Below are 25129 nucleotides of genomic sequence, written 5' to 3' on the forward strand. Positions count from 1 at the left end.
CGTTCATCGTTCTCCTTTCTCATCCCCGAGGACAGGCTCAAGGACGGGATCGCCCAGAAGGTGAATTGCCACGCCCTGGGTCTGGGCCCGATCCAGCCTGCCCTCGAGCGGATGACGGGTGCGCAGGATGAGTGTTTGTAAACCCTCTTCAATCGAGGTCTGCAGGTACAGCAGATGCGCTCCAATGGTAAAAATGGCACGCCGCCCTTGGGCAGTGTTCTCAAAAAACCCTTGCTGCCCTAAAAGCCGGCGAAAGCGGAGGGTTTGACCCAGCAGGTTGGGGGTATGTAAACAAAGCGCGTGCAGTCCCACCACCCCATTGGGGTGCTGGGATGGAAGGTGGATGGGCTGTGGCATCAGTGGATTGAACAGCAGGGGCAGTGGAAACCAGGGCAGGGCCAGATGCGGGCACCATCCACCTAGGGTCTCATAGCTCAGATCCTGGGCCCGAAGGTGGGCCTCGAGTTCAGCAAAAGAAGCTTTTGGGGTAAGGCAAAAGTCCAGCAAGCGGCGCTGCCCGTATTGGCTTAGGCGGCTTTGCAGAATCTCCCCTCCTCGAGCCAGGAAGCGTTCCAGTCCGCCCTGGTGCGGTAAGAACTCCAGCAATACGCCATCGGGCAGGTATATCCAGGCCCCGCCCCAATGGGGGCTGCGCACCACTGCAAACCCGAGATCGCGGAAGTTTTGTACGGCCGCCTCGAGGTTCTCAAAGCGAAGCAGGACATGGGAAACGCGAAATTCAAGCATTCACATCCCCCTTACCCGCCACACCAAGCCTGGCCTCAAACCACCCAGAAATCTGGGGCCCAGCTTTAAGACAGGGCTCCACCCAGTCCGCGCACTATGCAGCCGCGCGGCCCTGGTCTTAAAAACGATTTCTCCACCCAGATTAGTCGGATTTTGGGCGCAAGGCGCACCCAACTTACCTGCAAAACCTTGCCCCCAGCAAGCCGCCTGGGGTTTTAGCAAACGTCGGCCGCCCTGAACCACCATCTGAGGGGGTGGCAGGGCTTGGCTGGGCACACCCAACACCCCTAACCCCTCCAGACCACTTTCTCTTCCCACGGTCTGCGGCGGGCTTTTGGCCAGGGAATCGCCGGGCGGCCAACATACAGGAAACCCAGCAGTTTATCGGGCGGCTCCAGGCCCACAAAGCGGGCGGTATTTTCGTGCCGCACTGGCAGCCCAGAGGTCCAGAAAGCCCCCAAACCCAGGCTGGCCGCAACCAGATGTGCATTCTGTACCGCGCAGGCCACAGCCGCTATCTCTTCCCACTCGGGAATCTTGGGATGGGTGCCTACCCGCACACCGATCGAGATCCAGACCGGCGCCTTCCAGACCCGTTCCTTCTGGGCAATCCAGGCCGATTCCTGAAAGGCCTCACCGGTAAACGCCAGGCGGTAGCTCTGGGCAAACGCTTCACCCAAGGCGCGCCTCTCTTCGCCGCTAAAAACCGTAAAACGCCAGGGCTCGGTTAGGCCGTGGGTTGGGGCGTAGTTTGCAGCCTCGAGCATCCACCGGATGTATTCCATTGGGATGGGCTCGGGAGAAAGCTGGTCTTGGGAGATGCTGCGGCGCCTACGGATAACGTCCATGAGCATTTCCAACTCCGCGGGTAGGGCCGTGTCTTCTATCATTAGAACACCTCCGTGGCCTGCGTTCTGCAAGAACAGGCGGAAAGATTGAGGCTTCTTTCGAGCAGGCCGTTGGGGTTGGGAGGGCTTTTCACCACAGGAGCAAGCTGTTTACCAAGTCCTGCAAGGGGTATTCAGCCTTCACAACGACCACAGTGTAAAATCACCAATCCGCAAAAGTCAACTATTCCAGTCGGATTTTATCAATATAAAAATGATAACCATTCTCAGTAGGTAAAAGCACCCGCGCCCAGGCCTGGTGTGCTTTAGGGCTAAAAGCGATTTGTGCCGGCTTCCCAAAGATAGCCAACCGTGGCAAAGACCCCCAGAGGCCAGCTTTTTGCAGCCCTCCGCTGCGCTTGGCAAAGAAAGTGTATCCCGCTCGGGTGGGTTCGCCGCCTTCTGGCATCAAACCAACCGAATCTGGTATTGCTCAATACCAATCTGATTTACACAGTCTTGGCACAGGCAGGACTAAACTTGACCCATGACCAAGGCCCGAACCCTCGGCGAACTCAAGCGCACCTACCCCCTGGAGAAACTCCGCCGCAGCGTAAAGGACGAAGCACGGGAGAACCTGATCGCCAAGCTCCGCGCGGGTGAGCGGCTTTTCCCCGGCATCCAGGGCTACAACGACTCGGTGATTCCCCACCTGGTCAATGCCATCCTGGCCCGGCACAACTTCATTCTTCTGGGTTTGCGCGGGCAGGCCAAAAGCCGCATCTTGCGCCAGCTAACCGAGCTGCTGGACGACGAGGTACCGGCCCTGCCCACCGAGATCCGCGACAACCCCCTCTTCCCCCTCTCGGCCGAGGCCAAGCGCCTGCTGGAGGAGGCCGGCGACGAGGCCCCCATCGTCTGGATTCCCCGCTCGGAACGTTACGTGGAAAAGCTGGCCACCCCCGACACCACCGTGGCCGATATTCTGGGCGACATTGACCCCATCAAGGCCGCCAAGCGCGGCACCGGGCTGGCCGACCTCGAGGCCGTGCACTACGGCCTCCTGCCCCGCGCCAACCGCGGTATCTTCGCCATCAACGAGGTGGCCGACCTGGCCCCCAAGGTGCAGGTGGCGCTCTTCAACATCCTGCAAGAGGGTGATGTGCAGATCCGGGGCTACCCGGTGCGCCTCGAGCTCGACGTCTGGATCGCCTTCACCGCCAACCCCCAGGACTACACCGCCCGGGGCAAGATCGTCACGCCCCTCAAAGACCGCATCGGCTCGGAGATCCGCACCCACTACCCCCGCACCCTCGAGGAGGGCCTTTCCATCACGCGGCAGGAGGCCTGGATTGCCCGCGAGGAAGGGATGTACATCCCCGCCTACGTGGCCGAGGCCTCGGAGGCGGTGGCCTTTGTGGCCCGCGAGGACAAGCGGGTGGACAAGACCTCGGGGGTCTCGCAGCGCCTCTCCATCAGCCTGCTGGAGCTGGTGGCCTCCAACGCCGAGCGGCGGGCCCTCCTCTTGGGGGAGCGCCCGGTGGCCCGGCCCCTCGACCTCTACGCGGCCCTACCGGCCATCACCGGCAAAATCGAACTCGAGTACGAGGGCGAACTCCAGGGAGCCGAGCGGGTGGCCAAAGACCTCTTGCAAAAAGCCTTTGGCCTGGCTTATGGCGAGCGGGCGCGGGGCCTGCAGGTAGACGAGATCGTGCAGTACTTCGCCGATGGCAACCTCCTGACCCTGCCCGAGGGCAGCGCCAAAGCGGTGCTGAAGGAGATGGAAAAAGTGCCGGGGCTGCTGGCTGCTGCCCAGAAGCTCGAGCCCCAGACCACCCCCGAGGCCCTGGTGGCCGCCGGGGAGTTCATCCTCGAGGGTCTGGCCGGCCGCCGCAAGATCGCCCGCGGCGAGGAGAGCTACAGCGCCCCCATCGAGCGGGAGCGCGAACGCTGGGGGAGCGGCAACTGAAAAGGAGCAGTATGCGCGTCCGATACTCCAAATACGAGCCGGGCTTCGACGACCTTACCGGCGCCGACCTGATGGACATGATCCAGGACTTCCTGATGGACTCGGGCTTTTCCGACCCCTACAACCGCTACCAGCCCGACCCCAACCGCGCCCCCACCGCCGAAGACCTGATGGACGCCCTGCTGCAAGCCCTGCTGGAACGGGATCGCATCCCCGAGGAGTGGCTGCGCGAGGCCCGAAACGCCCGGAACTTTCAGGAAACCCGCCTGGGCCAGGAGTTGCAGCGCCTGATGCAACGCCTGCAAGACGAGGGCTACATCCGGCTGCCCGGCGACGATCCCACCAGCCCCCGGGGCCAGGGTATGCAAGGTATGGCCCAGGAGACCCGGTTGGAGCTCACCAATAAGTCGGTGGACTTTCTGGGCCTCAAGAGCCTGCGCACCCTGCTGGGCTCCCTGGGCAAAAACGTCCCTGGCGCCCATGTCACGCGGCACTTTGCCTCGGGTGTGGAGAGCAGTGGCGAGACCAAACCCTACGAGTTCGGCGACCAGCCCAACATCAACATCGGCGAGACGCTCAAGCAGGTGGTGATGAAGGGGCTGGAGAACATCGAGGAACGCGACCTGACCATCGAGCTATCCGAGTACACCGCTGCCATGAACACCGTGGTGCTGCTGGACTGCTCCCACTCCATGATCCTCTACGGCGAGGACCGCTTCACCCCGGCCAAGCGGGTGGCGCTGGGGCTGGCGCACCTGATCCGCACCCAGTACCCCGGCGACCAGGTACGCTTCGGGATCTTCCACGACAGCGCCGAGGAAGTACCGCTGGGCCGCCTCCCTACCGTGCAGGTTGGGCCTTACCACACCAACACCGCCGAGGGCCTCAAGCTGGCCCGCAAGATGCTCAGGAAGATGAGCGGCGAGATGAAGCAGATCATCATGATTACCGACGGCAAGCCCTCCGCGCTCACCCTGCCCTCGGGGCAGATCTACAAAAACGCCTGGGGCCTCGACCCCGTGATCCTGGCCGAGACCCTCAAAGAGGCCACCCTGGCCCGCAAGGAAGGCATCCCCATCCACACCTTCATGCTGGCCCGCGAGCCCGAGCTGCTGGCCTTCGTCAAAAAAATCACCCAGATCACCAAGGGCAAGGCCTACCTGACCACCCCCGGCAACATCGGGCGGTATGTGCTGATGGACTTCTTGAACCGCAAGGTGAGCCGGAACTAAACGGCACCTGACCAGGCCTGTAGAGCACCTTTTGCCTTGCTTGAACTCTCTGGGGCAAAAATTCCCCCCACCTTCGAGAAATGGTTAGTAATGGTATCGCGCTTGCAGGAAATCAACCCGCTCGTCCGAGACGCGGTAAACCAGGCGGTGCTCCTGGGTGATGCGGCGTGACCATATACCAGGGCCAAGGTATTTGAGTGGTTCAGGCTTTCCTATCCCAGCAAAGGGTTCGCGCAAGACCGATTCGATAAGGTCGAAAATTTTGAGCGCAACCTTGCGGTCGGCATCCACCCAGAAGCGAAGATCCTCGAGAAAGACCGGCGTGAACAGAGCCTCGCGCGGCTTATTGGCCTTGGCCACCCAGTACCTCGAGGCGCAGATCTGCAGCGCTGCCCTTCAGGCCCTCGCCTTTTTGAGCCTGCTCGAGCGCCTTCAACAGCCGCTCGGCGTTCTTGGGAGAGCGCAGCAAATGTACGGTTTCCATAAGGCGCTCGTACTCATCGGCGTCAATCATAGCCACGCGCTTCCCGTTGCGGCGGTTGATGATGACCACCTCCAGATCGTTGGTTACGCGATCGAGCAGGGTGGCAAGCTGCTCTCTAGCCCAGCTGTAGCTCGTCTCAATAGCCATAACCCTATTGTACAATAAACCTGTACAAGTTCGAGGGCGATGGCCACCGGTCGGCACTCATGCTTTGCCCTTGGCTTCCGGCTACACTACCCGTTATGAAGACGGCCCGCGCCTGGGGAATTGCCGCCTACCTGGCCCTCCTCATCGAGCGCCTCTCCCAGGCTGTGCAGTTTCGGCCCCGGCCGGCCCTCAACCCTGCGCAGATCCGCCGCTACGAAGGGGTGCGGTGGGAGTTGAGCCTCGAGGTGCCCTACTACCCCGCGCAAGGCCCGCAGGGCTATGTGTTGATTCCCAAGGACGGCTACTTCCAGCAAACCGAGGAGGTTCTGGAGCATCTTTAGGGCGCGCGCATACCGGCGGGCCATCGTGTACTGCATCCTATCCGAACCTGACCCTCCCCCAGTACCCTGTACCCATGCACCGGGTATGGGCTGCAAGACGGGCTTGGCGGGTGCGGCTCTGGCTGGCTATAGGGCTGGCCTTGCTGCTTTTTCCGCTGGCCTGGCTGGTGCATCCGGCCTGGGTACTGGGGTCGTTGCTGGGTTTGCTGTACCCCTCCCGCTGGGAGGAGCGGCGCGCCCTGGCCGACCTGGATCGGCAGTACGGCCTGGCCTACCGCAGCGCGCTGGAGGCCCCTCCCAACCACCCCTGGCGCAATCAGTTGCAGCTCGAGTCAGAGGCCAGCCTGCGCGGAGCCCGGCTGCCCGCTTTGCCCTGGGTTTTTGTGGCCCTCTATCTGGCGCTGGTGGGGCTGGCTTGGCTCATGCCCCCACCCCCCTCCTCGCCTGCGGTGGCCTCCACCCCAGGCTCGAGCCCCCCTTCCCCTCCCGCATCACAAACCAACCCTACAACCGATCCAGCCCAGCCCCCGCAGGGGAACCCATCCGAAAGCCAGCCGCCCGGTTCGGAGCCGGGGGCAGCCCCCACCCCCACAGAAAAGACGCAGCCAGACGAAGCTGTACAGGAAGCGCAGGAAAGGGATGCACAAGGCCAGAACCAGCCACAGGAAGTAGCTAGCCAGGACGCAACACGCCCCGGTCAAACGGGTGAAAACCCGCAAGGCCGCGAACAGCCTTCATCCAGTCCAAATGGGCAGGATCCCGCCCAGCCCGGGCAGAATTCGCCCAATCCAACAGGGCAGCCGCCGACCAACCAGCCGGGTCAAGCACAGCCACCTCAACCCGGACAAGCGCAGCCAACACAGCCTGGAGAGCCACAACCCTCGCAAGCAGGCCGTCCACAATCGGAGCCAGCCCAGCCCAGCCCGCCGGGGCAACCGCCCCAGAACCAACCTGAACCAGCGCAGCCACCCCAACCTGGACAAGCGCAGCCACCCCAACCTGAAGCAGCGCAGCCAGGGCAGGGCCAGCCTTCGAGAGATAATCCGGGCCAGGGTCAGGCTCGCGGCGACGAAGGCGGCAGCCCCCAAGGACAGACCCCGCAGACCCGCCCACCCCAGAATCTGCCCTTGCGTACCGAAGGGCCGGCAGGCGAAGCGCCGCTCGGCCGGGGGGAAAACCGACAGGGTAGACCAGCACCCCTGCCCAGCCCCTGGGCCTCGGGCCAGCCCCCGCAGAACGTGCAGCGTCAGGCCGAGAAGTACCTCGAGTCTGAGCCCCTGCCTCCAGAGGTGCGCAACCTTGTCCGTCGCTACTTTGAACTACCCCCCTAGGGGATTGGGCCGCATAGGCAGCTCGCTATGCCCCACAGCGATTGTGGCTAATGCTATTAGTTATCAATTTCAAATGCCATATATTCCAACCGGATTACTTGACTTTATAACAGCGCCTTCCTAGACTGGGCCTTGAAAAAGGAAGGAACGCCATGAAATGGCCCACCCTCGCGCTGTTATCGCTATCGTTATGGTTCCCCTCAGCCCAGGCCCAGGTTGAAAGTGTAAAAAGTTATCTGATTGAGCGTGTGACGCAACAAAAAGCCGCCACGGCTCAACTGGCCGAAGCCGCTGGGCGCTACGAGGCCATCGTTCGCAACGCCGGGTTCCAGTACGCCAGCCTGGCCCAACAGCATGGCCCGGCCATCCGCAACGCTTTGCGGGACGCGCGGATGGCCTGGATTAAAGCCAGCCCAATTTACGAGAGCGTGGAGGGTATTGTGGCCGGAGTCGAGCTGCTGAGCGATTTCGACCTCAATCTGGATGCCGGTGCTTCGGGGGCCGAGGGGGGTGATGCCGTGGTCACCTTCGACCTTAAGCTTGCCAATGGCAAGGTTCTCCCCCGCCCCGGCAACCTTTTTGGTGTTTTAGAAGGCAGTCTGTGGGGCAGCGAACGCGCTTTCTCCTCCGGGGTGGCTTTTGATGTGGATGGTGATGGCCGTATAGGGTTTGGCGATCATCTACCGGATGCGCTCATACTGCGGGCTGCTGCGGAAAAGCTGGATGCCATGACCGGGGAGCTGCTAGCCACCGCCCGCACATGGAAGCCCACCGCACAGGATGTGTTCAGGGCTTTAGCTGCCAACGTACCCACGGTGGCGCCGGTGTTTATCGAGCGCTGGAAAACCAGTCGGTTTGTGCTGGGCAACAAGGCCACCCGCCGCGACTTCAACGTGATCTCCTCGCTGGACGACCTGATCAACAACATCACCTCCTGGCAGAAGCTTTACGGAGGGGTGGCACAGCTCGTGCAAGCCAAGAACCCCTCCCTCGACCGGCAGATTCGCGATGGACTGGCCAGCCTCAAAACCTGGGTGCAGCGCCTTGCTGCACAGGAGAAAACCCGTCGCTTCACACCCGAGCAAGCCGAGATGATCCTCAAAGAGGGTGATAACCGCGCCACAGCTGTGACCGGAAAAATCGTTCAGGCTGCTGCCTTGCTGGGCATCAAGGTGGAGTAATGCGCTGGATAACAACAATACTGGTGGTGCTTGGGTGCTGGGCGCTGGCCCAGCAAAGCCCTGCAGAGGCCGCCGAGCAACTGCGAGCTGCCTTAAGTCAGGCTGCCCTCGAGCTCAACTTCGACCCCGGTGCGGCCAGGAATCTTCTGCAGGAAGCGAAGCAGGCTGCGCTACAGCTAGAAAAGCTGGGCCTTGGCTTTGAGCAGGGCGCTTTTGCCCGGCTCGAAGAGCAGATTACCCAGAAAAACCCAGCCGGTTTTGCTCAGTTGCAGGCCCGGCTCTGGACGGATCTACTAGCCCAGAGCTACCGGCATCTCGAGGGGGCCCTGCGCACGGGGAACCTCGAGGAAGCCAGGAATTGGGCCAGCCTGCGGGAGTACCGCCCAGCCACCCCCTACGCCCCCCCTGCCTATGACGCCACCCTGGCACTGGAAGAGCTGGCACAAAACAAACTGACTGTGCAGGAAGCCCTGACCGCTGTGCAATCGGATCTGCTCGGCGCATACCAGGCACGCCTGGCGCAGGCCCTCGAGGCCGCGCAGCAGGCCCAGCAGCAGGGCCACCATGTGCGCCTGGCCGAGCAGGTCGCCCTGGCCCAGGGTTATTTTGCAATTCTGGCCGATGCATACCGCCAACAGCGCGGAGAAGCTGCCCTCGCCCAGGCCCAGCGGGCCTTCGCCTCTGGGCAACCCGCCGCCATGCTAAAGGCGCTCGAGGGTTTTCAAGCAGCCCCCCTGTCGCCGCGCGAGCGGGCCAAGCGGGCCAACCAAACCCTGCGTTTTTTACAACTCGTGGCCGTGGAGTACCGCCGGGGGGTGCGGGGTGCCGAGGGGGAGGTGCGCGTTACCAATGAGCTCGAGATCATCGAAGCGCGCACCTTTTTACGCAGCGCCCAGAGCGCCTGGAAGGTGCTCGAGCCGCTGCTCATCAAAGAGCAGCAGGCCCAGGTGGGCTTGGTCAACCAGCGCTTCGCCTGGCTCGAGCAGGCCCTGTACGCCAATACCCCCCCTTCAGCCGATAGGCTCTCGGACGAGATAGAAGCGACCGTGCGCCTGTTATCGGATATACTGCCCGAGTCCTGGCGGCGGGCCGATCCATCTGGTGACCTCGAGGTCATACGTCAGCAGTTGCGGTCGCTGGAAAACGCTGTTGCAGCCGGCCGCTACGACCTGGCCGAAACGGCCCGCCTGGATGCCTACGCCATGCTGGAATCGGGGGCCGAGGCCCGTCTGCGTGCCTTCAACCCTCAGCTTGCGCTCGACCTGGAATCGCTGTTTTGGAATGGGGTGAACCCCCCAGGCCTGGCCCGCCTGATCCGGGATAAAGCCAGCCCCCTCGAGGTACGCAACACCCGTCGTGCGCTGGAGGGCAAGCTCAATGAAGCCGCCCGCATACTGGGCCGCGAAACCTCTCCGACCACCATCGGCATCAATGCAGCCATTATCGTATTCCGAGAGGGCCTGGAAGCGGTGTTGATCATTGCAGCGCTGCTGGCCTCTTTTCGTCGCCCGGAAAACCTGCATCTGCGCCGACCGGTCTGGTGGGGGGTCGGCCTGGCCCTGATAGCCAGCCTGCTTACCTGGGCCGCCATGTGGGGAACCATCCAGCAGTTTGCACGGTTCGGCGAGCGGGTAGAGGCCGTGGTATCCTTGCTGGCCATCGGCGTGCTGTTGCTAATCCTGAACTGGTTTTACCATAAGATCTACTGGACTGACCGCCTGGCCGACTTTCACCAGCATAAGCAGCAGGCAGTGCAAAAAACCGGCTGGGCTGCCATACTCGGGCTGGTTGCGGTGGGTTTTGAAAGCATCTACCGTGAGGGCTTTGAAACGGTTCTGTTTTTGCAGTCGCTGGTGCTGCAAGGGGGCTTCCGCGATGTGCTTTGGGGCATCCTGGCGGGCCTAAGCACCGTGATTCTCCTGGGAATCGCCATCTTCCGCTTCCAAATTAAGCTACCCCAAAAAAAGATGCTGTTCTTCACCGGGGTGCTGATCCTGCTGGTGCTGGTGGTAATGGTGGGCCAGACTGCGCACGTCATGCAGGTGGTGGGCTGGCTACCCATACACGCTTTTCCCCTCGAGATACCCTTCTGGCTGAGCAGCTGGTTCGGCCTGTACGCGACCTGGGAAGGAATCGTCTTACAGGCGCTATCAGCAGGTGTGGTGCTTGGAAGCTATTTCTGGGCAGAGCGAATCAAGCACAGTCACCTGGGGCGTCTGAAAACGAAAACCGCCTGAAGCCCCCCAATGTGGAAGCAAAGGGGTGGCCTGGCCCTGTGCTAAAACAGACCGGCATCCTGCAACACCGCCACCACCAGCCGCCCTGGCCCATGCACCCCCTTGACCATAATCTGGCCAATGTCGGCGGATTTGCTGGGGCCGGAGTGCAGCCCGATGGCCGAGGGCAGCCCGGTTTGCAGGGCCTGGAGGGCCTGCAAAAGGGTTAGGTAAATTTTCCCTTGCGGTACAAACACCAGGTGCGTGGGCGGTAAAAGCTGGGTGCGGCGGCCTTCCTGGCTGGAGAGGATAACCGTACCGGTCTCGGCCACCGCGCCCCAAGCCCAGGAGATGCCCAGGGGGGCTTCTTCGGGGGGTAGGAGGGGCACCTGGGGGTGCAACACCTCTGGAAGCGTCTGACCCAGGCTTGCCCCAGCAAAAGTCTGGGCAAAGCGGCCCAGCCATTCCTCAGCGGCCTGCAGGCTCTCCAGCCGCACCATCTCACCCCCGTTTCCCGTCAAGCGCTCGCTAAAGAGGGCCAGGGCTTCATCGGGCGAAGGCACCGGCGAGACCAACGGCTCCGGCAGGGCAGCCTTAGGACGGTGCTCGAGGCCCCTGCGGATGCGGGCCAGGATGCGTTCGCGCATGGCTGGAGTATACCAGGCCCTCGTTGCCCGATGGCCCATGGGGCCTTTACCATAGAGGTCAAATGATCCTGATTCTCAACGGCCCCAACCTGAACCTGCTGGGTAGGCGCGAACCCGGAATTTACGGCCATACCACCCTCGAGGAGCTCGAGGAGCTGTGCGAGGCCTGGGGGGCCGAGCTGGGCCTGGGGGTGGCCTGCCGCCAGTCCAACTTTGAAGGGCAGCTGGTGGAGTGGATTCAGCAGGCCGCCGATGAGGGCTTCCGGGCCATCGTGCTGAACCCTGGGGCCCTCACCCATTACTCGGTTGCACTGCTGGATGCGCTACGGGCACAGACCTTGCCAGTGGTGGAGGTGCACCTTTCCAACATCCATGCCCGTGAGGAGTACCGCCGCCACTCGGTCACAGCCATGGGTGCCAGGGGCATCGTCTCGGGCTTTGGCCCCATGTCCTACAAGATGGCGCTGGTCTACCTGGCCGACCTGCTGGAGGCCCAGCCATGAGGGTGGAGTGGCAGGAAGTGGCCATAGTCGCGGCCATCGCCGGCATTTTCACCCTGGTGGCCCAGATTCCACAGGTGGGCTTCTGGACGGCTCTACTGCCAAGCCTTGCAATGGCCCTGCTGGCCGCGGGGGCCTATAGGCTGCTGATGCCCTGGATCATCGGCTGGGCTGCCAAAGGGGCCCAGCCCCCAAAGACACCCCCTGATGAGGAAAAGTTATAAAGACACCCCGCCCTGCAAGCTTTCAACAAGCAAGCGGCTCCTTGCTGTGGGAAAGCGCCGCCTCGGCCAGGGGCATCACCCAGGGTCTACCGCTGGGGTGCTGGGTCTGGATAAATGGCAAACCGTAAACAGCCTGAAGGCGCGCGGGCTGTAAAACTTCGGCCGGCTGACCCAGCGCCTCCATACGGCCCTGGTGTAGCAGCAAAATGTGGTCAGAGAACAGCCCGGCCAGGTTAAGATCGTGCAGCACCGTCAGCACCCCCCAGCCCGCCTGGGCCAGACGTCGGCACAGGGCCAGAATCTCCACCTGGTGTTTGGGATCGAGGTGGTTGGTGGGTTCGTCCAGCAGCAGCAGCCGCGGTTCCTGGGCCAGCACGCGGGCCAGATCCACCCGGCTCTGCTCCCCGCCCGAGAGGGTCTGGTACCGGCGGGTAGCAAACTGCAGCGCACCGGTCTGGCTCAATGCCCGCTCGGTAACCTGGTGATCCTGAAGGTTTTCGGCCCGGCGCTCGAGGTGGGGCAGGCGGCCTAAAAAGGCCACCTCATAAGCGTCAAAGGGGAAATTGATCTCGCGGCGCTGGGTTAGCACTGCACGTTCAAGGGCCAGCTCGAGCGGCCGGTAGCTGCTCAAGGGCCGGCCCAATAGTTCAATCTGCCCCGAGTCGGGCTTCATCTCGCCCGATAGAAGCCGCAACAAGGTGGATTTGCCAGCGCCGTTGGGCCCGATAATGCTCAGCATCTGGCCGGCCTCGAGCCGGAAGGAGATGTTCTCGAGAAGGGTTTTTCCGCCTACAGCATATTTGAGCGAGCGAGCCTCCAACATTACCTCACACCCTCCACACAAGACCTAGCGGGCGGCCCCCTGCTTAAAGCGCAGCAGCAGCCAGATGAAGAAAGGAGCCCCCAGCAGACTGGTCACCACACCCACCGGCAGCTCGGCGGGCGAGGCCACGGTGCGGGCAATAAGATCGGCCAGCACGCTCAGGCCAGCTCCCAGCAGCACCGAGCCGGCCAAGAGGTAGCGGTGATCCGGCCCCGCCATCAGACGGAAAAGATGGGGGGCCACCAGCCCGATGAAACCCACCCCACCCGCCGCCGCCACCGCAGTGCCCACCGCCAGCGCGGCCAGGGCCACGGCCTGGCGCTTGAAACGCTCGAGGTGCACCCCCAGATGAAAGGCCTCGCTCTCGCCAAGAACCAGCGCGTTCAGCGGGCGGGCCAGGCGCATCAGCCCCCAGAAGGCCAGCAGTGCGGTAGGGGCCATGGCGGCCAGCCCGCCCCAGGTGGCCCCGCTGTAGCCACCCAGCGTCCAAAAGGTGAGACTGCGCAGCTGCTCATCGGTGGCGCGGGTGATCAAAAGGCCAATGAGGGCCCCTGCCAGGGCGTTGATGGCAATCCCCGCCAGCAGCAGGGTCAGGGTCTGCACCCGTCCATCGCTGCTGGCCATGAACCAGACCGCCAGGGTCGCCAACAGCCCGCCCACAAAAGCCGCGAGCGGCAGGGCATACACCTCCAGGATGCCCGCGCCCGGAATCAGGATGATAAAGACAGCGGCCCCCAAGGCGGCCCCGGCGCTCACCCCGATCAGGCCCGGGTCGGCCAGGGGGTTGCGAAACAGCCCTTGCATGACCGCGCCCGAAAGGGCTAGCAACGCCCCCACCAGCAAAGCCAGCAAAACCCGGGGGAAGCGAACCGATACCAGCACCGCGTAGGCCTGCTCCGAGCGCTCCCATAGGATGCGGGGAATCTCCTGGGGTGGGATGTAGTAGGCCCCGATGCCTGCCGAGATGAGCACCACCAGCGGCAGCAATAACCCCAACGCCAGCAGGGTCGAGCGGTAGCGGCTGGAGGCTTTATAGAAAGAAGAGGGTTGCATGGCCTTAGGTCAGCAGGGCGTGCTGGTCAAGCCGCAACTCACGCACAGTCACGCCGTCCTTATCGTGGCGCACCACCTGGCGCCGGCTGGGCAACCAAACCCCCTCAACCTGAACATAGCGATCGTCGAACGATTCCACCGCTTCAATGCCACCCTGGGCATTGCGATAAACGACGGTAAAGTGCTGCGGTAGGTGGTGCGCTCCAGCCGGTACGTGGTTGTGGATGTGGATGCGAAAGGAGCTATCGGGCAGGTTGCGCTCGACCATCCGCACGTGGTTATCCTGCACCCACAAAACAGAGCGCATAGCGTCCTCGAGGCGCACACCCACCCCCAGCGGGGTTTCCCCCTCGAGGTGCATGGGGTACTGGCCCTCGCTCTGGGCAAAAGGCCGGGGGCTGCGGTGGGCCAGCATCGAGGCCAGTTCCCGACGCGGCCAGGCCTGGAGGTCTTCGAGCAGGTGCAGCTCAATTTCCTTGGGCGAGCGGGCCACCAGGCCACCCTGGTGCCAGCTACCGGCCAGGTACACCTTGAGGCTGGCCCTGAACCCGGTGAACCCCTCTGGTAGGGTGTAGGCCCGGCTGCGGGCTGCTTCCAGCAGGGCGTAGGCTTTCTCCTGAACCGATGGCATATAGCTCACCTACTCCTGGGCTCCAGCGATATAAAGCCCGCTGCGTTCATAAGCTCCCACAAACAAATCCAGCGCAGCCCGCCCCGCCCTAGGCCCAAAACCGCCCAGGTACAGGTCGTCGATGGCCACCACCCGGCCGTTCTGACCGGCAGGGGTCTGCATCACCCCCGGCAGCTTACGCAAGCCTTCCAACCCACCAATGCTCTCCAGGCCAGCAGTGAATACCACAATAACATCGGGCTGGGCAGCAATCACCGCCTCAGCGGTCATCTGCTGGCAGTTCTGGATGCCTTTGGCCGCATTGGCAATGCCGGCCAGCTCCATCATTCCCACCGGGTTGGAACCCTGACCGCAAACATAGGTGACGTTGGTGCCGCGCAGGTACAGAAAGATGCCCTTGAGCTGTTTGCGTGTGGTGGCCTGGCGCTGCTTGGAACGCAACACCAGCAGGTCGCGCTCGAGGCGGCGCACCAGCTCCTCGCCGCGTTCAACCCGACCCACCGCCGCTGCAATCGTGCGGATTTTTTCCTTGGCCCCCTCGAGGCTGGGCTTGTCCGGTACCCGCACCACCGTGACCCCAGCAGCCGTTAGCTGATCAAAAACGGTGGGGGGACGCACATCCTCCCGGCCCAGCACCAGGGTGGGGCGCAGGGAAAGGATGCCCTCCACGTTGAGCTGGAACTGGTAGCCCACCGTGGGCAGCTTGTTGACGCTGGCCGGGTAGTAGCTGCTGGTATCACGGCCCACCACCCGATCCCCCACCCCCAGGGCAAAGAGAATCTCGGTGGTAACGCCGTTGAGCGAGACGATTCGCTCGATGGAACGCACTGTGACGGTTTGACCCCTTGAATCCTTTACGGTAAAGGGCTGGGCCAGCCCAAAGCCCAACAAGCAGAGCCCCAGTCCGATAACGATCTGTTTCACAAAACCCACCTCATTTCTTTGGACGTCGGGTTTCAGTCCCCGCACTGCTCCCTAGCTAAGAAGTTGTGGCCTCGAGCGCGGCCGAATCGGTGAACACTTCAAAGGTTTCCAGCGAGCTATGCCCCGTAAACACTTCGCGGGGCAGGGTTCCACTTCTGGCATGACCTTGCTTGAACTCGGGGCTTTCCACCCAGTTTTTAAAGTGCTGCTCGCTTTCCCAGAAGGTCATGACCACATAGGGTTGGTCGGGCTTCTGCGGACGCAGCACCAGGTTGCGGATGAAGCCCGGCATGCGATCAACCAAACGGGCCCGCTCACGGAAATTTTGCTCAAACAGCGCGGCATACTCGGGGTTGACCGGTATGCGGTTCATGGTAACGAACATTTCCTTCCCTCCTTAGCTTCGTCTGGTCGCTCCCCAGGCCTCGCTTCCAGGGTAGATGGCTTGAGGAGCAGCCCCATCGGATCCCCATTCCGGCATCGCTGTGCAAACTCGGGCACCAAAAAGCCGGGAGGAACCGAACAACACGCTTTCCGTACAGCTCTCTTCCCACATTCTGGCCGTCAGTTTATATAGGCCACAGCCCAAAGTCAAGTAATCCGGTCGGAATATATTTATTTAGTAAAAAGAACTATTCGCAACAGTCCAGCCCGCCTTATACCAGATTCGTTTAGTTCGCCGCCGGAAGGCGCTGAACTAGCCCGACCGAAGTTATCCGCGTAGCGGAGGGTGATACCGCCCCTTGGAAGGGATACGCTTTCTTCGCCGAGCGTAGCGAGGGGTGTGCTCTAGGATTCAAAAAGATAGCCTCTAGAGGTCTTTGTTTTGGAAGATTGTCTTTTTGAATCCGGTATTGGCTGGCTGCTTCAAAGAGAAACCTCCCCCATTGGACGGGGGAGGCGCACAACCTCGAGGCTACCGACGAACCAGACGCCAGGCGGTAGGGAGCAGGGCAGCGGCGATGCCGGCCTTGATCAGATCCCCAGGTATGAAGGGAATCATTCCGGCCTGCAAGACCCCCCACACACCGGCGTACTTCCCCGCCCCTGCCAGCGCAAAGCCCAGCCAGGTCACACCGATGGCGTAGATCAGCAGGCTGGCCAGCAGCATGGCCCCAAAGGTCTTGAGCACGCTGCGGTCGGTGCCGTAGCGCTCCACCAGGTAGCCCACCAGGTAGGCGGCCAGGGGGTAGGACAAGAGATAACCCGCGGTAAAGGCGATGCGCGGGTGGAACCAGGTGGCCCCTCCAGCAAACACCGGCAGCACCAGGCCCTCGAGCAAATACGCTCCCATCGCCCAAAAGGCCAGCCGGCTGCCCAGCAGGGCCCCCACCAGCAGCACCCCCAGGGTCTGGCCGGTGATGGGCACCGGGGTAAAGGGTAAGGGGAGGCTCACCTGGGCCAGTAGCGCCACCAGAAAACTGCCCAAAAGCACCAGCAGCAGATCGCGCTGCCAGCTGCGGGCCGGAAAAAGGGACTTGGAGAGGGGTAGGTAGGGTAGGCTTTGCGTTGGGTTCATTGGCTTCCTCCTAAAAAACCGATCAGTTCCACATCACCCGCCCCGATGTGGTGGGTTGTGTCCGCGCTTTGCACCACCAGGGCCCCATCCGGGGCAATCTCGGTGGCCTGGCCCTCGAGCACACCCCGCGTCGTGGTCACCCGCACCCGCCGGCCCAGGGTGTAGCTGTAGGTGCGGTAGTCCCGCAGCAGCGCCTCGGGGTCGGCAAGCTGGGCATAGCGGGCCTCGAGGCACTCCAGCAGCCGGGCCAAAACCCGAACCCGGCTCACCTCGAGGAACTCCTCCAGGGCCGCAGCGCCCTCCGGAAGCGCCCCCTTGTGCACATTGAGGCCGATGCCCAACAGCACCCAGGCCACCTCCTCCCCACTCACCTGGGCCTCCAGGAGCACCCCCGCCAGCTTGCGCCCGTCGGGGCTCAGCAGGTCGTTGGGCCACTTGAGCCCCCCCACGCCACTAGCATCGCGCAGGGCCAGCCCCGCCGCCAGGGGCAGCAAGGGCAGGGCAGATAATGGCAGCGCAGGGCGCAACAAAACCGAAAAGGTCAGGCTCCGGCCCGGCTCGCTGGCCCAGGCCCGCCCACGGCGGCCCCGGCCTTTGAGCTGCCGCTCCGCCAGCACCACCGATCCTTCTTCGGCCCCGTCCAGGGCCCAGTTTTTGAGCACCTCCTGGGTGCTGTCCACCGTGCCCAGGTAGGCATAAAAGGCCCCGAAGCTCCCCTTTCGCAGGGCCTCGAGGGCCGCCGGCGTGGGGCTTCCAGGGGCCAGGCGGTAGCCCCGGCCCTTCTGGGTCTCCACCGGATAACCGGCCTTACGGAGTTCGGCTACCTGCTTCCAGACCGCCGTGCGGCTTACGCCCAGGGCCGAGGCCAGCGCCTCACCGCTCTGGAAGTGCTCGTGCAGGTGGTTGAGCAGCGCAGACACGTCAACCAAAATACCCTGCTTTGGTTGACAAAGACAAGCCCAGTCGAACGCAGTGCCAGGTGGCCTCGAGCAGCGTGGGTGGGGTGGGTTTGTGTGGCTTAAGGCTGGCTTCAGCTTGGGTGGCTATGGTGGGTGCATCAGGAGTTCCGCTATGGCCCGTCCCCTCAGTTTTTCCAACGCTGCCCACCTGCTACGCCGCGCCGCTGCACGGGGGCGCAGGGAAGAAGCCCAGCAGCTGGCCGAGATGGGCCTCGAGGCCGCCGTAGACTTCCTGCTGCGCGACCCGGCCCCGGCCCCCAGCTACCGCACAGCGGCCACCCGCACCGAGCGCGGCCAGCAACACCGTGAGATCAGCCAGCTCTGGCTCAACCACTGGCTCACCACCCCCACCCCCGCCGCCGAGCGCCTGGTGCTGTTCTGGCACGGCCACCTGACCTCGGAGTTCCGCGAGACCATGGGGGCCCAGGGCATCGACTTCTGGCAGCAGTTTGCCACCTTCCGGCAGCTGGGGTATGGCCCCTACGGCGACCTCCTGAAGGCCATCGCCCGCAACCCCGTAATGCTGCTCTACCTCAACAACGCCCAGAGCCGCAAGGAGCACCCCAACCAGAACTGGGCTCGAGAGCTGCTGGAGCTTTACACCCTGGGGCCCGGCCACTACACCGAGCAGGACATCCTCGAGGCCGCCCGCGCCTTCACCGGCTGGACGGTGCGCCTGCCCGGCAACCAGCGGCCCCGCGAGGCCAGCGCCAACCTGGCCTTCGAGTTCGTCTTCAACCCCCGCTGGCACGACCCCGGGGAAAAAACCTTCCTGGGCCGGCGCGTCCGCACCGGCGACGAGGTACTGGAAGTTCTGATCGAGCACCCCCAGACCTATCTTTTTGTGGCCCGCAAGCTGCTGCGCTTTTACCTGTGCCCCGATCCGCCCGAGGCCCTGGTGCAGGAGGGGGCCCGGGTCTTCCGCGCCGAGGGCACCCGGGGGTTTTTGCGCTGGCTTTTCACCCACGAGGCGTTTTACAGCCCGGCGTACCGCAACGCGCTCATCAAAAGCCCCCTGGAGTACCTGGTGGGGCTGTGGTACGCCGCCGGGGTGCGCCAGGTCAACTTCGAGGAACGCCCCGGACGGGCCCTCTACCAGTCCCTGGCGGCCATGGGCCAGATTCCCTTCGACCCGCCCAACGTGGCTGGCTGGGACGGGGGCCTGGCCTGGCTGGCCGAGTCGCCCTTCCTGACCCGCATCAACCTGCTGGCCGGCTTTGCCGGCCGCGAACAGCGCCTCGACCTCTCGGTCTTCATGGACAACGCCGATGGGGCCCTGTCACTGGTCAAGCCGGAGGCCCAACTGCTGTAAACCCAGCCACCCGAACGAGGATCGTATGAACCGACGCGAGTTTATCCAGAAATCCCTGCTCACCCTGGCCCTGGGCCAGGGGGCCCCTTCGCTGCTCTCGAAGACAGCGCTGGCCGCACAGTCCAAAGACAAAATCCTGGTGGTGGTCAACCTGTTTGGCGGCAACGACCAGCTCAACACCCTGGTGCCCTACCGCAACGAGCTCTACTACCGCCTGCGCCCCAACATCGCCATCCAGCGCCCAGAGGTGCTCGACCTGGGCGCCAACGGCGAACGCCTGGGCCTGCACCCCGCCCTCAGGCCCCTGATGCCGATGTGGAACAACGGTGAACTGGCGGTCATTCCCCAGGTGGGTTATCCCAACCCCAACCGCAGCCACTTCATCTCCACCTCCATCTGGCACACCGCCGACCCCAGCCGCCGGCTGGAGACCGGCTGGCTGGGCCGCTGGGGCGACCTGCAGGACGACCCCTTCTGCGATACCTTCCTGGGCGGGGCCACCCCCCAGGCCCAGATGGGCGAACGCCGCAGCGCCCCGGCCATCAGCAGCATCGATACCTTCAGCATCCGTCTGCCCCGGCCCTTCGAGGAGGCCTTCGACCGGGAGGCCCAGCGGGTGCGCAGCGGCACCGCCGAAGAGGTGCGCCGGGCCATGCTCTCATTGCGCGGCGCCCTGGACAAGGTGGGCCAGCTACGCCAGGTTCGGAACCAGGCCCAGTACCCCGACAACGCCTTTGGCCGCAGCATGGCCGACATCGCCCGCATGATCGCCGGTGGGCTGGGCAGCAGCGTCTACTACACCACCCTGGGGGGTTGGGACACCCACGCCGGGCAGCCCCCGCGCCAGGCCGAGCTGCTGGGGTATCTGGCCCAGGCCCTGGCCGCTTTACGGGCCGACCTGAAGGCCATTGGCCGGGACAAAGACGTTATGATTATGGTCTTTAGCGAGTTCGGGCGCCAGGTGGCGGAAAACGCCTCGTTTGGCACCGACCACGGGGAGGGCGGCCTGATGCTGGTGCTGGGCGGCGGTATACGGGGTGGGCTGTACGGCGGCGAACCCGACCTAGAAGACCTCGAGCTCAACGCGCTCAAGTACCAGACCGACTTCCGCAATGTCTACGCCGCCGCCTTGCAGTGGATCGCCGCCAACCCCCAGCAGGTGTTGGGGGGCGATTTCCAGCCCTTGCGTCTGATTTAGCGTAATACCAGCACTGCTCGGTTTTATCCAGTATGGGGTTGGGCTCAGCCCACCCTTTCCTACAACGGCGGGGGCAGCAAAAAGGACCGCCCTGTTCGGCTGGAGGAGCTGGTTGCTATCATTGGTCAGATTTTAGATTTATAATCTAAAAAGCATGAAACGCAACAAGGAGTTTGCCAACCGCCTCCACGCGCTCACCCCCAAGTTTGCCTACATACCGCAGGAAGACCGCTTCCTGATGAACCCCGGCCCCCTCAAGTATCGCTTCAACGTGATTGGGGTGGGGGTGAACGGGCAGGAGCACATCCGGGTGACGCTGCTCGAGGGCCGCTGCACCGTTCACGGCGTCTACGACCCCAACCCCAGTAGCGTGGAGGCCGCCCGGCGCATCAAGGCCCAGTTCACCGAGGAACCCCTGGTGGTCTACGACAGCCTCGAGGCCGCCTGCAACGACCCCGCGGTGGACGGGCTGATCATCTGCACCCCCAACCACACCCACCTGGAGGTGCTGAAGGTGGCCGCCCAGTCGGGCAAGCACATCCTGCTGGAGAAGCCCATGGCCACCAACCTGAAGGACGCCTACGAGATCTGGCAGATTGCGCAGAATTACCCCAAGGTGCTGCAAATCGGCCTGCAGTACCGCTTCAAGCCCATCTACGTGGAGGCCATCCACGAGGCCAAGGAACGCAAAAGCCTGGGCGAGATCAAGACCATCACCATCCTCGAGCACCGCGAGCCTTTCCTGGACAAAGTCAAGCAGTGGAACAAGTTTTCCAAGTACTCGGGCGGCACCCTGGTGGAAAAGTGCTGCCACTACTTCGACCTGTTCAATCTGTTCGCTGGGTCGCGCCCGGTGAGCGTGTACGCCTCGGGCAGCCAGGCGGTGAACTTCCGCGACTTCGAGTACGGCGGGGAGAAATCGGACATCCTGGACAACGCCTTTGTAATTGTCGAATACGCCAATGGCATCCGGGCCAACTTCAACCTGTGCATGTTCGCCCCCATGGTCTACGAGGAAATCGTCATCTGCGGCGACGAAGGCCGGCTCAAAGCCAGCGAGGGCGTGAACGGGCAGGCCTACTCCAAGTGGGAGAACTACCTCGAGGTCATCTGCCTCCCCGACCGCACCTCCCGCACCATGACCCCCAGCTACCCCGCCCTGATCGAGGAGAGCGGCCACAGCGGGGCCACCTACTTCGAGCACCTGCGCTGGATTGAGGCCATGGACGGAAAACCCAATACCGCCGCCACCGCCGAAGAGGGCTTCTGGAGCGTGGTGGTGGGGGTGGCCGCCGAGGAGTCGGTGAAGCGGGGGGAGAAGGTGTGGGTAAAGGAGCTGCTCGAGGGGAGTGGTTTGGGGCAGTTGGTGTAGGTTGCGTCGCCCAGCCCCTGACCACGCTATCGTTGGTCTCGAGAGCATCGTAGCAGGCCAGCGCGTGCTTCTAACCTTGGCAGCTAGGGAATCTTGAGGCCATGCGTCACCTGTTAACCGGTGTCCTCGAGCCAGGCCGGGGCTGCCTGTTCAACCACAGATTCGGTCATCTGCGCCATGATTCATCTCTTGGCGGGGTAGGTTGCAACCCCGCCTTCTAAAATCGGATTTTCTCTATCCAGGCCCCATTTTGTCGGGTTATTCACAATATATTGGCGAATGCGGTTTAGAGATGCGTCGTTGCGGATGATGTGTTCGTAGTAATTGCGTTGCCAAAGGCGACCACCAAATGGCGGCCATCCCGATTGTTTCACGCCGCGTATATACGCGACCGTCGTCTTTGATTTGAACGCCCCCACAATATCCCCAACCGTAGGGGCAACCCTTGTGGTTGCCCCATCGGCGGTTGCCCCATCGGTGGTTGCCCCATCGGTGGTTGCGCGGTCATGTTGGGCAGGCACAAGGCCTGCCCCTACGGGGTGGTTATGGGCAATGACGATAATTCCGTGCAGATGATTCGGCATCGTCACAAACGCATCCAACTCGACATTGGGGAAATACGTAGGAATGTCGTACCAACACCGTTCGACCATGTGGCCCGCCTCGCTTAATTGCATCACTCCATCCACCACATCGCCCAACAAACATTCGCGGTCTTGCGTCACAATAGTGATGAAATATGCCCCCGCCTGGGTGTAATCGTAACCTTTCAGGCGGATGGATCGGCGGTGATGTTTTTGCGGGTCGTATTTCACAACTCGAGCTCCTTCAAGAGCCAGCGCGCATCCTTCACCCAAATCTCGCCGGAGATGAGCCCGGGCATCAGCATGTCGCGCAGGGCAGTGAGGGTGCAGGATTCCATAACTACTAACCACAACCTTCTGAGGGTTGTTGCAGTGCTTCCGGAGCGCCCCTCGGCCCAAGCCCGCTATGCGCCCTGCAAGCATGTTTGCTCTTTATCCTACGAAAACCCACAACCATACGCCAAGTCATCTGCACAGAAATAGCGCTGGTCTATTCCTTCAGTCACGCGCCAGTCATCCTGGGCTGTGTACACTGACCAATAACCATAGGAGGTGTGCGCATGAAACGGTTGGCTGGGTTTTTGGCTGCGGCGTGGCTGCTGGGGTGCGGCTTGGGGGTGGCCCTGGCCGACAGCTTCGACATTTTCGAGTACACCCCACCCCAGGGGTGGAAGAAAAGCAACCTGCAAGGCGGGGTGATGCTGGCGCTACAGACCAAGGAGTCGTTTGGTTCGATCGTGCTCTATGCCAGCGTGCCCGCCGGCAACAATCCCCAGCAAAACTTCCAGGGAGAGTGGAAGCGCCTGGTCGTAGAGGGCCTGGGCCTCTCCGGCGAACCCACCACCGAGATGGGGCCGCCCAACGGCGACTACCAGAATTTAGCGGGAGGCATCGCAGCTTCGCAGGACGGGCTGAACTATGTGGTGCTGCTCTCCACCTTTACCGGCAACGGGCGCGTGGCCAGCATCCTCTACATCACCACCGACGAGCGGCACTTCGACCTGTTCGACCGCTTCAACAGCTCCCTCAAGCTGAACAAGCCCAAGGCGGCCCAGGCCCCTCCGGTTAATGTGGCCCGCCCCCCCACCCATACAACAGCCAACCAACGCACCATCGCCACCCCCACCACCCGTTTCAACGACGGCTGGGTATCCACCATCGAAAACGGCTTCGTGCGGGTTGCCAAAGGCGAGGTGGTGGTACTGCTTCACTACGGCATGCCACTGCCGGAAAACATGTGGGTCACGGGCAACGAGCAAGAGCGGGTGGGCTACTACTGGAACCGCCTGGTGGCTCCCCGCTACCGGGTGGACGAACTCAAGGTCTTCAAAAACGATGTCTGCTATTACTGCCTCTACTTTGGCGAAGGCAGCGCTACCGAGGTTTCTACGGGTACGCGCAAGCATGTGGCCCTCTACATTGGATTTGACAAGGGCCTGGGCTACGCCATCCAGGTAGTGGCCCCCAGCTTTGCCGCCTTCCAAAAGGAATTCCCCAACATCGAGGCCGTTGGCAGGATGTACGGCTACAACAAGTTTGCGGTCAAAGCCACCGATCTGGTCGGCACGTGGAAGGAGAGCAGTTCCGTTGCAGGCCAGTACTACAACTCCATCACCGGCGCTTATGCCGGCATGAACGCGGTGAGCAGCGCCCATAGCTTCACCTTCAACCGCGACGGAACCTATACCTCCACCCACGCCGGGGCCAGCGGCTTCGTGGGGTCACAGCAGTTTTACTCCCAAAAATACCAGGGCCGAATGACCCTCAACAACTGGCAGATGAGCCTGACCAACCGCCACAACAACCGAACCGAGGTGTTCGAGGCCTACTTCGAGATGACCGGCGCTGGGCCGGTGCTCCATCTGATCCAGGTGGATGCAAGGGGCATCCACTACCGGCTGGTACGGGAATAGATTTTTAGCCTGCGACCCCCTCGAGCCTCCAGTCCACCTCGGGATACATAGGCTTGATGGCCTGCAGGAGCTCGTTTAGGCGGTGGAGGGTCTCGAGGCCCTCTTCGCGCAGGGCCTCGCGCACCCTGGCCTTGTCGGGGTAGAAACGCAAAGGATGCTGCCAGACCGCGCGGCCTGCCAGAAAACCACGGGCCCCGGCACTCAGAGCAGCTTCCAGCATCTGCACAAACTGCTCGGCATTCAGGCCACCAGAAAGCAGCAGCCAGGGCGCGGGAAGTCTGCTGTATTCGCGCATGTCGGCTTCCAGGTCTTCGAGCGAGTAGCCCCCGCCGCCAAACTCCTTTACCAGATCGGCGGCGCCGGGGAAGGCCAGCTTGTACAGGTCAATGTGGAAGCCGGGGTCGGCGAAGGCCGCGGCGATCTCCAGCGACATCTCGCGCAGCTTGGCGTTGTAGGTATGGGTATCTTCGCCGGGGAGGGGGTAGGGCAGCACCTCGAAGATGAAGAGACGGTCGGCCTTGCGGCAGGCCTCGCCCACGCTTCGCACAAAGTTCAGCTGGTGCTCGGTAATTTCGGGCGGGGCATCGGGGCGGTGCCAGGCCAGAAGCTTCAGGCCGTCGGCGCCCATCTGCACCGCCCGCTCCACGCTCCAGCCCGGAATCATCGCGCTTTTGCGCCAGCCGCCTTCTACGGTCTCGAAGCGGTGGTGCTCGAGGGTCAGCATCAGGCCGGTCTCACGCGGCAGAACCGGCATGGCCGCAGGAAAGGCGTAGTGCGGGTCTATCAGGATTCCGGTTACGGCCCGGGCCAGGGTCTCGGCCAGCAGGCCCTTGAGTTCGCTCACTTCGGGCCCCACGCTCTCCAGGTCGCGGCCCAGCGCTTTGGCAGCAATCTGCATCAAGGGTGGGCGTTGGTCAATGGCCAGGGTGCCAAAGCGCATGGCCCCATCGCCAATGCGGGCATAGGCGCGGGCTTTTGCTGGGGTGGTTTTCATG

The 25129-nt window shown here is 62.9% G+C and carries 26 protein-coding genes; 12 read left to right on the top strand and 14 right to left on the bottom strand.

All coding sequences use genetic code 11. The features are described from left to right. Positions 1–3: 3 nt before the first annotated feature. Together MTAI_RS10365 and MTAI_RS10370 are read right to left on the bottom strand one after the other, a co-directional pair. A complete protein-coding gene (locus MTAI_RS10365) occupies positions 4–747 on the bottom strand; it encodes a VOC family protein (protein WP_027887557.1) in 744 nt (247 codons plus the stop codon). Positions 748–1034: 287 nt separating this feature from the next. Then, positions 1035–1637 (bottom strand): nitroreductase family protein, encoded by a 603-nt coding sequence (locus MTAI_RS10370; protein ID WP_027887558.1) that lies wholly within the window; start codon positions 1635–1637, stop codon positions 1035–1037. A gap of 484 nt (positions 1638–2121) precedes the next feature. On the opposite strand from MTAI_RS10370, the gene MTAI_RS10375 reads away from it, so the two are divergent. Together MTAI_RS10375 and MTAI_RS10380 are read left to right on the top strand one after the other, a co-directional pair. After that, complete coding sequence (locus MTAI_RS10375) at positions 2122–3543, top strand: sigma 54-interacting transcriptional regulator (protein WP_027887559.1); 1422 nt, start codon at positions 2122–2124, stop codon at positions 3541–3543. 11 nt (positions 3544–3554) lie between these two features. Continuing rightward, a complete protein-coding gene (locus MTAI_RS10380; RefSeq protein WP_027887560.1) occupies positions 3555–4775 on the top strand; it encodes a vWA domain-containing protein in 1221 nt (406 codons plus the stop codon). Positions 4776–4859: 84 nt separating this feature from the next. Here MTAI_RS10380 and MTAI_RS10385 read toward each other — a convergent pair whose 3' ends face one another. Next, on the bottom strand, positions 4860–5135 hold the full coding sequence (locus tag MTAI_RS10385) for a Txe/YoeB family addiction module toxin (RefSeq protein WP_027887561.1): 276 nt from the start codon (positions 5133–5135) through the stop codon (positions 4860–4862). After that, positions 5119–5406, bottom strand: a complete 288-nt coding sequence (locus tag MTAI_RS10390; RefSeq protein ID WP_027887562.1) for a type II toxin-antitoxin system Phd/YefM family antitoxin — start codon at positions 5404–5406, stop codon at positions 5119–5121. Before MTAI_RS10390 ends, MTAI_RS10385 begins: the two co-directional genes overlap by 17 nt. Positions 5407–5501: 95 nt before the next feature. On the opposite strand from MTAI_RS10390, the gene MTAI_RS10395 reads away from it, so the two are divergent. From MTAI_RS10395 to MTAI_RS10410, 4 genes are all read left to right on the top strand, one after another. Then, a complete protein-coding gene (locus MTAI_RS10395; RefSeq protein ID WP_027887563.1) occupies positions 5502–5747 on the top strand; it encodes a hypothetical protein in 246 nt (81 codons plus the stop codon). A 74-nt stretch (positions 5748–5821) separates the two neighbouring features. Further along, the gene (locus tag MTAI_RS10400; protein ID WP_155915727.1) at positions 5822–7078 is read left to right on the top strand and encodes a hypothetical protein; all 1257 of its coding nucleotides are present in this window, start codon (positions 5822–5824) and stop codon (positions 7076–7078) included. 152 nt (positions 7079–7230) lie between these two features. Further along, entirely contained in the window at positions 7231–8259 is a 1029-nt protein-coding gene (locus MTAI_RS10405) for an EfeM/EfeO family lipoprotein (protein ID WP_036196941.1), read from the top strand. Then, complete coding sequence (locus MTAI_RS10410; protein ID WP_036196942.1) at positions 8259–10496, top strand: FTR1 family protein; 2238 nt, start codon at positions 8259–8261, stop codon at positions 10494–10496. The genes MTAI_RS10405 and MTAI_RS10410 overlap by 1 nt, the downstream gene beginning before the upstream one ends. 41 nt (positions 10497–10537) lie before the next feature. Here MTAI_RS10410 and MTAI_RS10415 read toward each other — a convergent pair whose 3' ends face one another. Then, entirely contained in the window at positions 10538–11122 is a 585-nt protein-coding gene (locus tag MTAI_RS10415) for a LutC/YkgG family protein (RefSeq protein WP_027887566.1), read from the bottom strand. A gap of 62 nt (positions 11123–11184) precedes the next feature. Between MTAI_RS10415 and aroQ the strand changes: the two genes are divergently transcribed. Together aroQ and MTAI_RS10425 are read left to right on the top strand one after the other, a co-directional pair. Then, positions 11185–11625, top strand: a complete 441-nt coding sequence (gene aroQ / locus MTAI_RS10420) for a type II 3-dehydroquinate dehydratase (RefSeq protein WP_027887567.1) — start codon at positions 11185–11187, stop codon at positions 11623–11625. Beyond that, positions 11622–11846, top strand: coding sequence for a hypothetical protein (locus tag MTAI_RS10425; RefSeq protein WP_027887568.1), 225 nt, complete (start codon positions 11622–11624; stop codon positions 11844–11846). The genes aroQ and MTAI_RS10425 overlap by 4 nt, the downstream gene beginning before the upstream one ends. A 22-nt stretch (positions 11847–11868) precedes the next feature. Here MTAI_RS10425 and MTAI_RS10430 read toward each other — a convergent pair whose 3' ends face one another. From MTAI_RS10430 to MTAI_RS10460, 7 genes are all read right to left on the bottom strand, one after another. Further along, complete coding sequence (locus MTAI_RS10430; protein WP_027887569.1) at positions 11869–12669, bottom strand: heme ABC transporter ATP-binding protein; 801 nt, start codon at positions 12667–12669, stop codon at positions 11869–11871. 24 nt (positions 12670–12693) lie between these two features. Beyond that, positions 12694–13722 carry a FecCD family ABC transporter permease gene (locus MTAI_RS10435; RefSeq protein WP_027887570.1) on the bottom strand — a complete coding sequence of 343 codons (1029 nt, stop codon included), beginning with the start codon at positions 13720–13722 and terminating at the stop codon, positions 12694–12696. 4 nt (positions 13723–13726) lie between these two features. Next, on the bottom strand, positions 13727–14353 hold the full coding sequence (locus MTAI_RS10440) for a DUF3386 family protein (RefSeq protein ID WP_036196944.1): 627 nt from the start codon (positions 14351–14353) through the stop codon (positions 13727–13729). Positions 14354–14362: 9 nt separating this feature from the next. Continuing rightward, positions 14363–15277, bottom strand: coding sequence for a heme/hemin ABC transporter substrate-binding protein (locus MTAI_RS10445; RefSeq protein WP_036196945.1), 915 nt, complete (start codon positions 15275–15277; stop codon positions 14363–14365). 55 nt (positions 15278–15332) lie between these two features. Next, positions 15333–15662 carry an antibiotic biosynthesis monooxygenase family protein gene (locus MTAI_RS10450; RefSeq protein WP_027887573.1) on the bottom strand — a complete coding sequence of 110 codons (330 nt, stop codon included), beginning with the start codon at positions 15660–15662 and terminating at the stop codon, positions 15333–15335. A 531-nt stretch (positions 15663–16193) separates the two neighbouring features. Further along, on the bottom strand, positions 16194–16796 hold the full coding sequence (locus tag MTAI_RS10455) for a biotin transporter BioY (RefSeq protein WP_027887574.1): 603 nt from the start codon (positions 16794–16796) through the stop codon (positions 16194–16196). After that, positions 16793–17716: a biotin--[acetyl-CoA-carboxylase] ligase gene (locus MTAI_RS10460; RefSeq protein WP_027887575.1), complete on the bottom strand. Its 924-nt coding sequence runs from the start codon at positions 17714–17716 to the stop codon at positions 16793–16795. The genes MTAI_RS10455 and MTAI_RS10460 overlap by 4 nt, the downstream gene beginning before the upstream one ends. A 151-nt stretch (positions 17717–17867) precedes the next feature. Here MTAI_RS10460 and MTAI_RS10465 point away from each other — a divergent pair, with 151 nt between their 5' ends. The 3 genes from MTAI_RS10465 to MTAI_RS10475 all read left to right on the top strand — a co-directional run bounded on the left by MTAI_RS10465 (position 17868) and on the right by MTAI_RS10475 (position 21637). Then, positions 17868–19067: a DUF1800 domain-containing protein gene (locus MTAI_RS10465; RefSeq protein WP_027887576.1), complete on the top strand. Its 1200-nt coding sequence runs from the start codon at positions 17868–17870 to the stop codon at positions 19065–19067. Positions 19068–19092: 25 nt separating this feature from the next. Continuing rightward, a complete protein-coding gene (locus MTAI_RS10470; RefSeq protein WP_027887577.1) occupies positions 19093–20265 on the top strand; it encodes a DUF1501 domain-containing protein in 1173 nt (390 codons plus the stop codon). Positions 20266–20419: 154 nt separating this feature from the next. Beyond that, positions 20420–21637: a Gfo/Idh/MocA family protein gene (locus MTAI_RS10475; protein WP_027887578.1), complete on the top strand. Its 1218-nt coding sequence runs from the start codon at positions 20420–20422 to the stop codon at positions 21635–21637. 182 nt (positions 21638–21819) lie between these two features. Here the strand turns inward: MTAI_RS10475 and MTAI_RS10480 are convergent, their stop codons facing one another. After that, positions 21820–22452, bottom strand: a complete 633-nt coding sequence (locus MTAI_RS10480) for a transposase (protein ID WP_036196943.1) — start codon at positions 22450–22452, stop codon at positions 21820–21822. 329 nt (positions 22453–22781) lie between these two features. Here MTAI_RS10480 and MTAI_RS10485 point away from each other — a divergent pair, with 329 nt between their 5' ends. Beyond that, positions 22782–24134 carry a hypothetical protein gene (locus MTAI_RS10485; RefSeq protein WP_027887579.1) on the top strand — a complete coding sequence of 451 codons (1353 nt, stop codon included), beginning with the start codon at positions 22782–22784 and terminating at the stop codon, positions 24132–24134. Between the two features lie 4 nt (positions 24135–24138). On the opposite strand, the gene MTAI_RS10490 is transcribed toward MTAI_RS10485, so the two are convergent. After that, the gene (locus MTAI_RS10490) at positions 24139–25128 is read right to left on the bottom strand and encodes a tagatose 1,6-diphosphate aldolase (protein WP_027887580.1); all 990 of its coding nucleotides are present in this window, start codon (positions 25126–25128) and stop codon (positions 24139–24141) included. Position 25129: the final 1 nt, after the last annotated feature.

The organism is Meiothermus taiwanensis WR-220 (assembly GCF_003568585.1).
GTDB classification, from domain to species: domain Bacteria; phylum Deinococcota; class Deinococci; order Deinococcales; family Thermaceae; genus Meiothermus; species Meiothermus taiwanensis.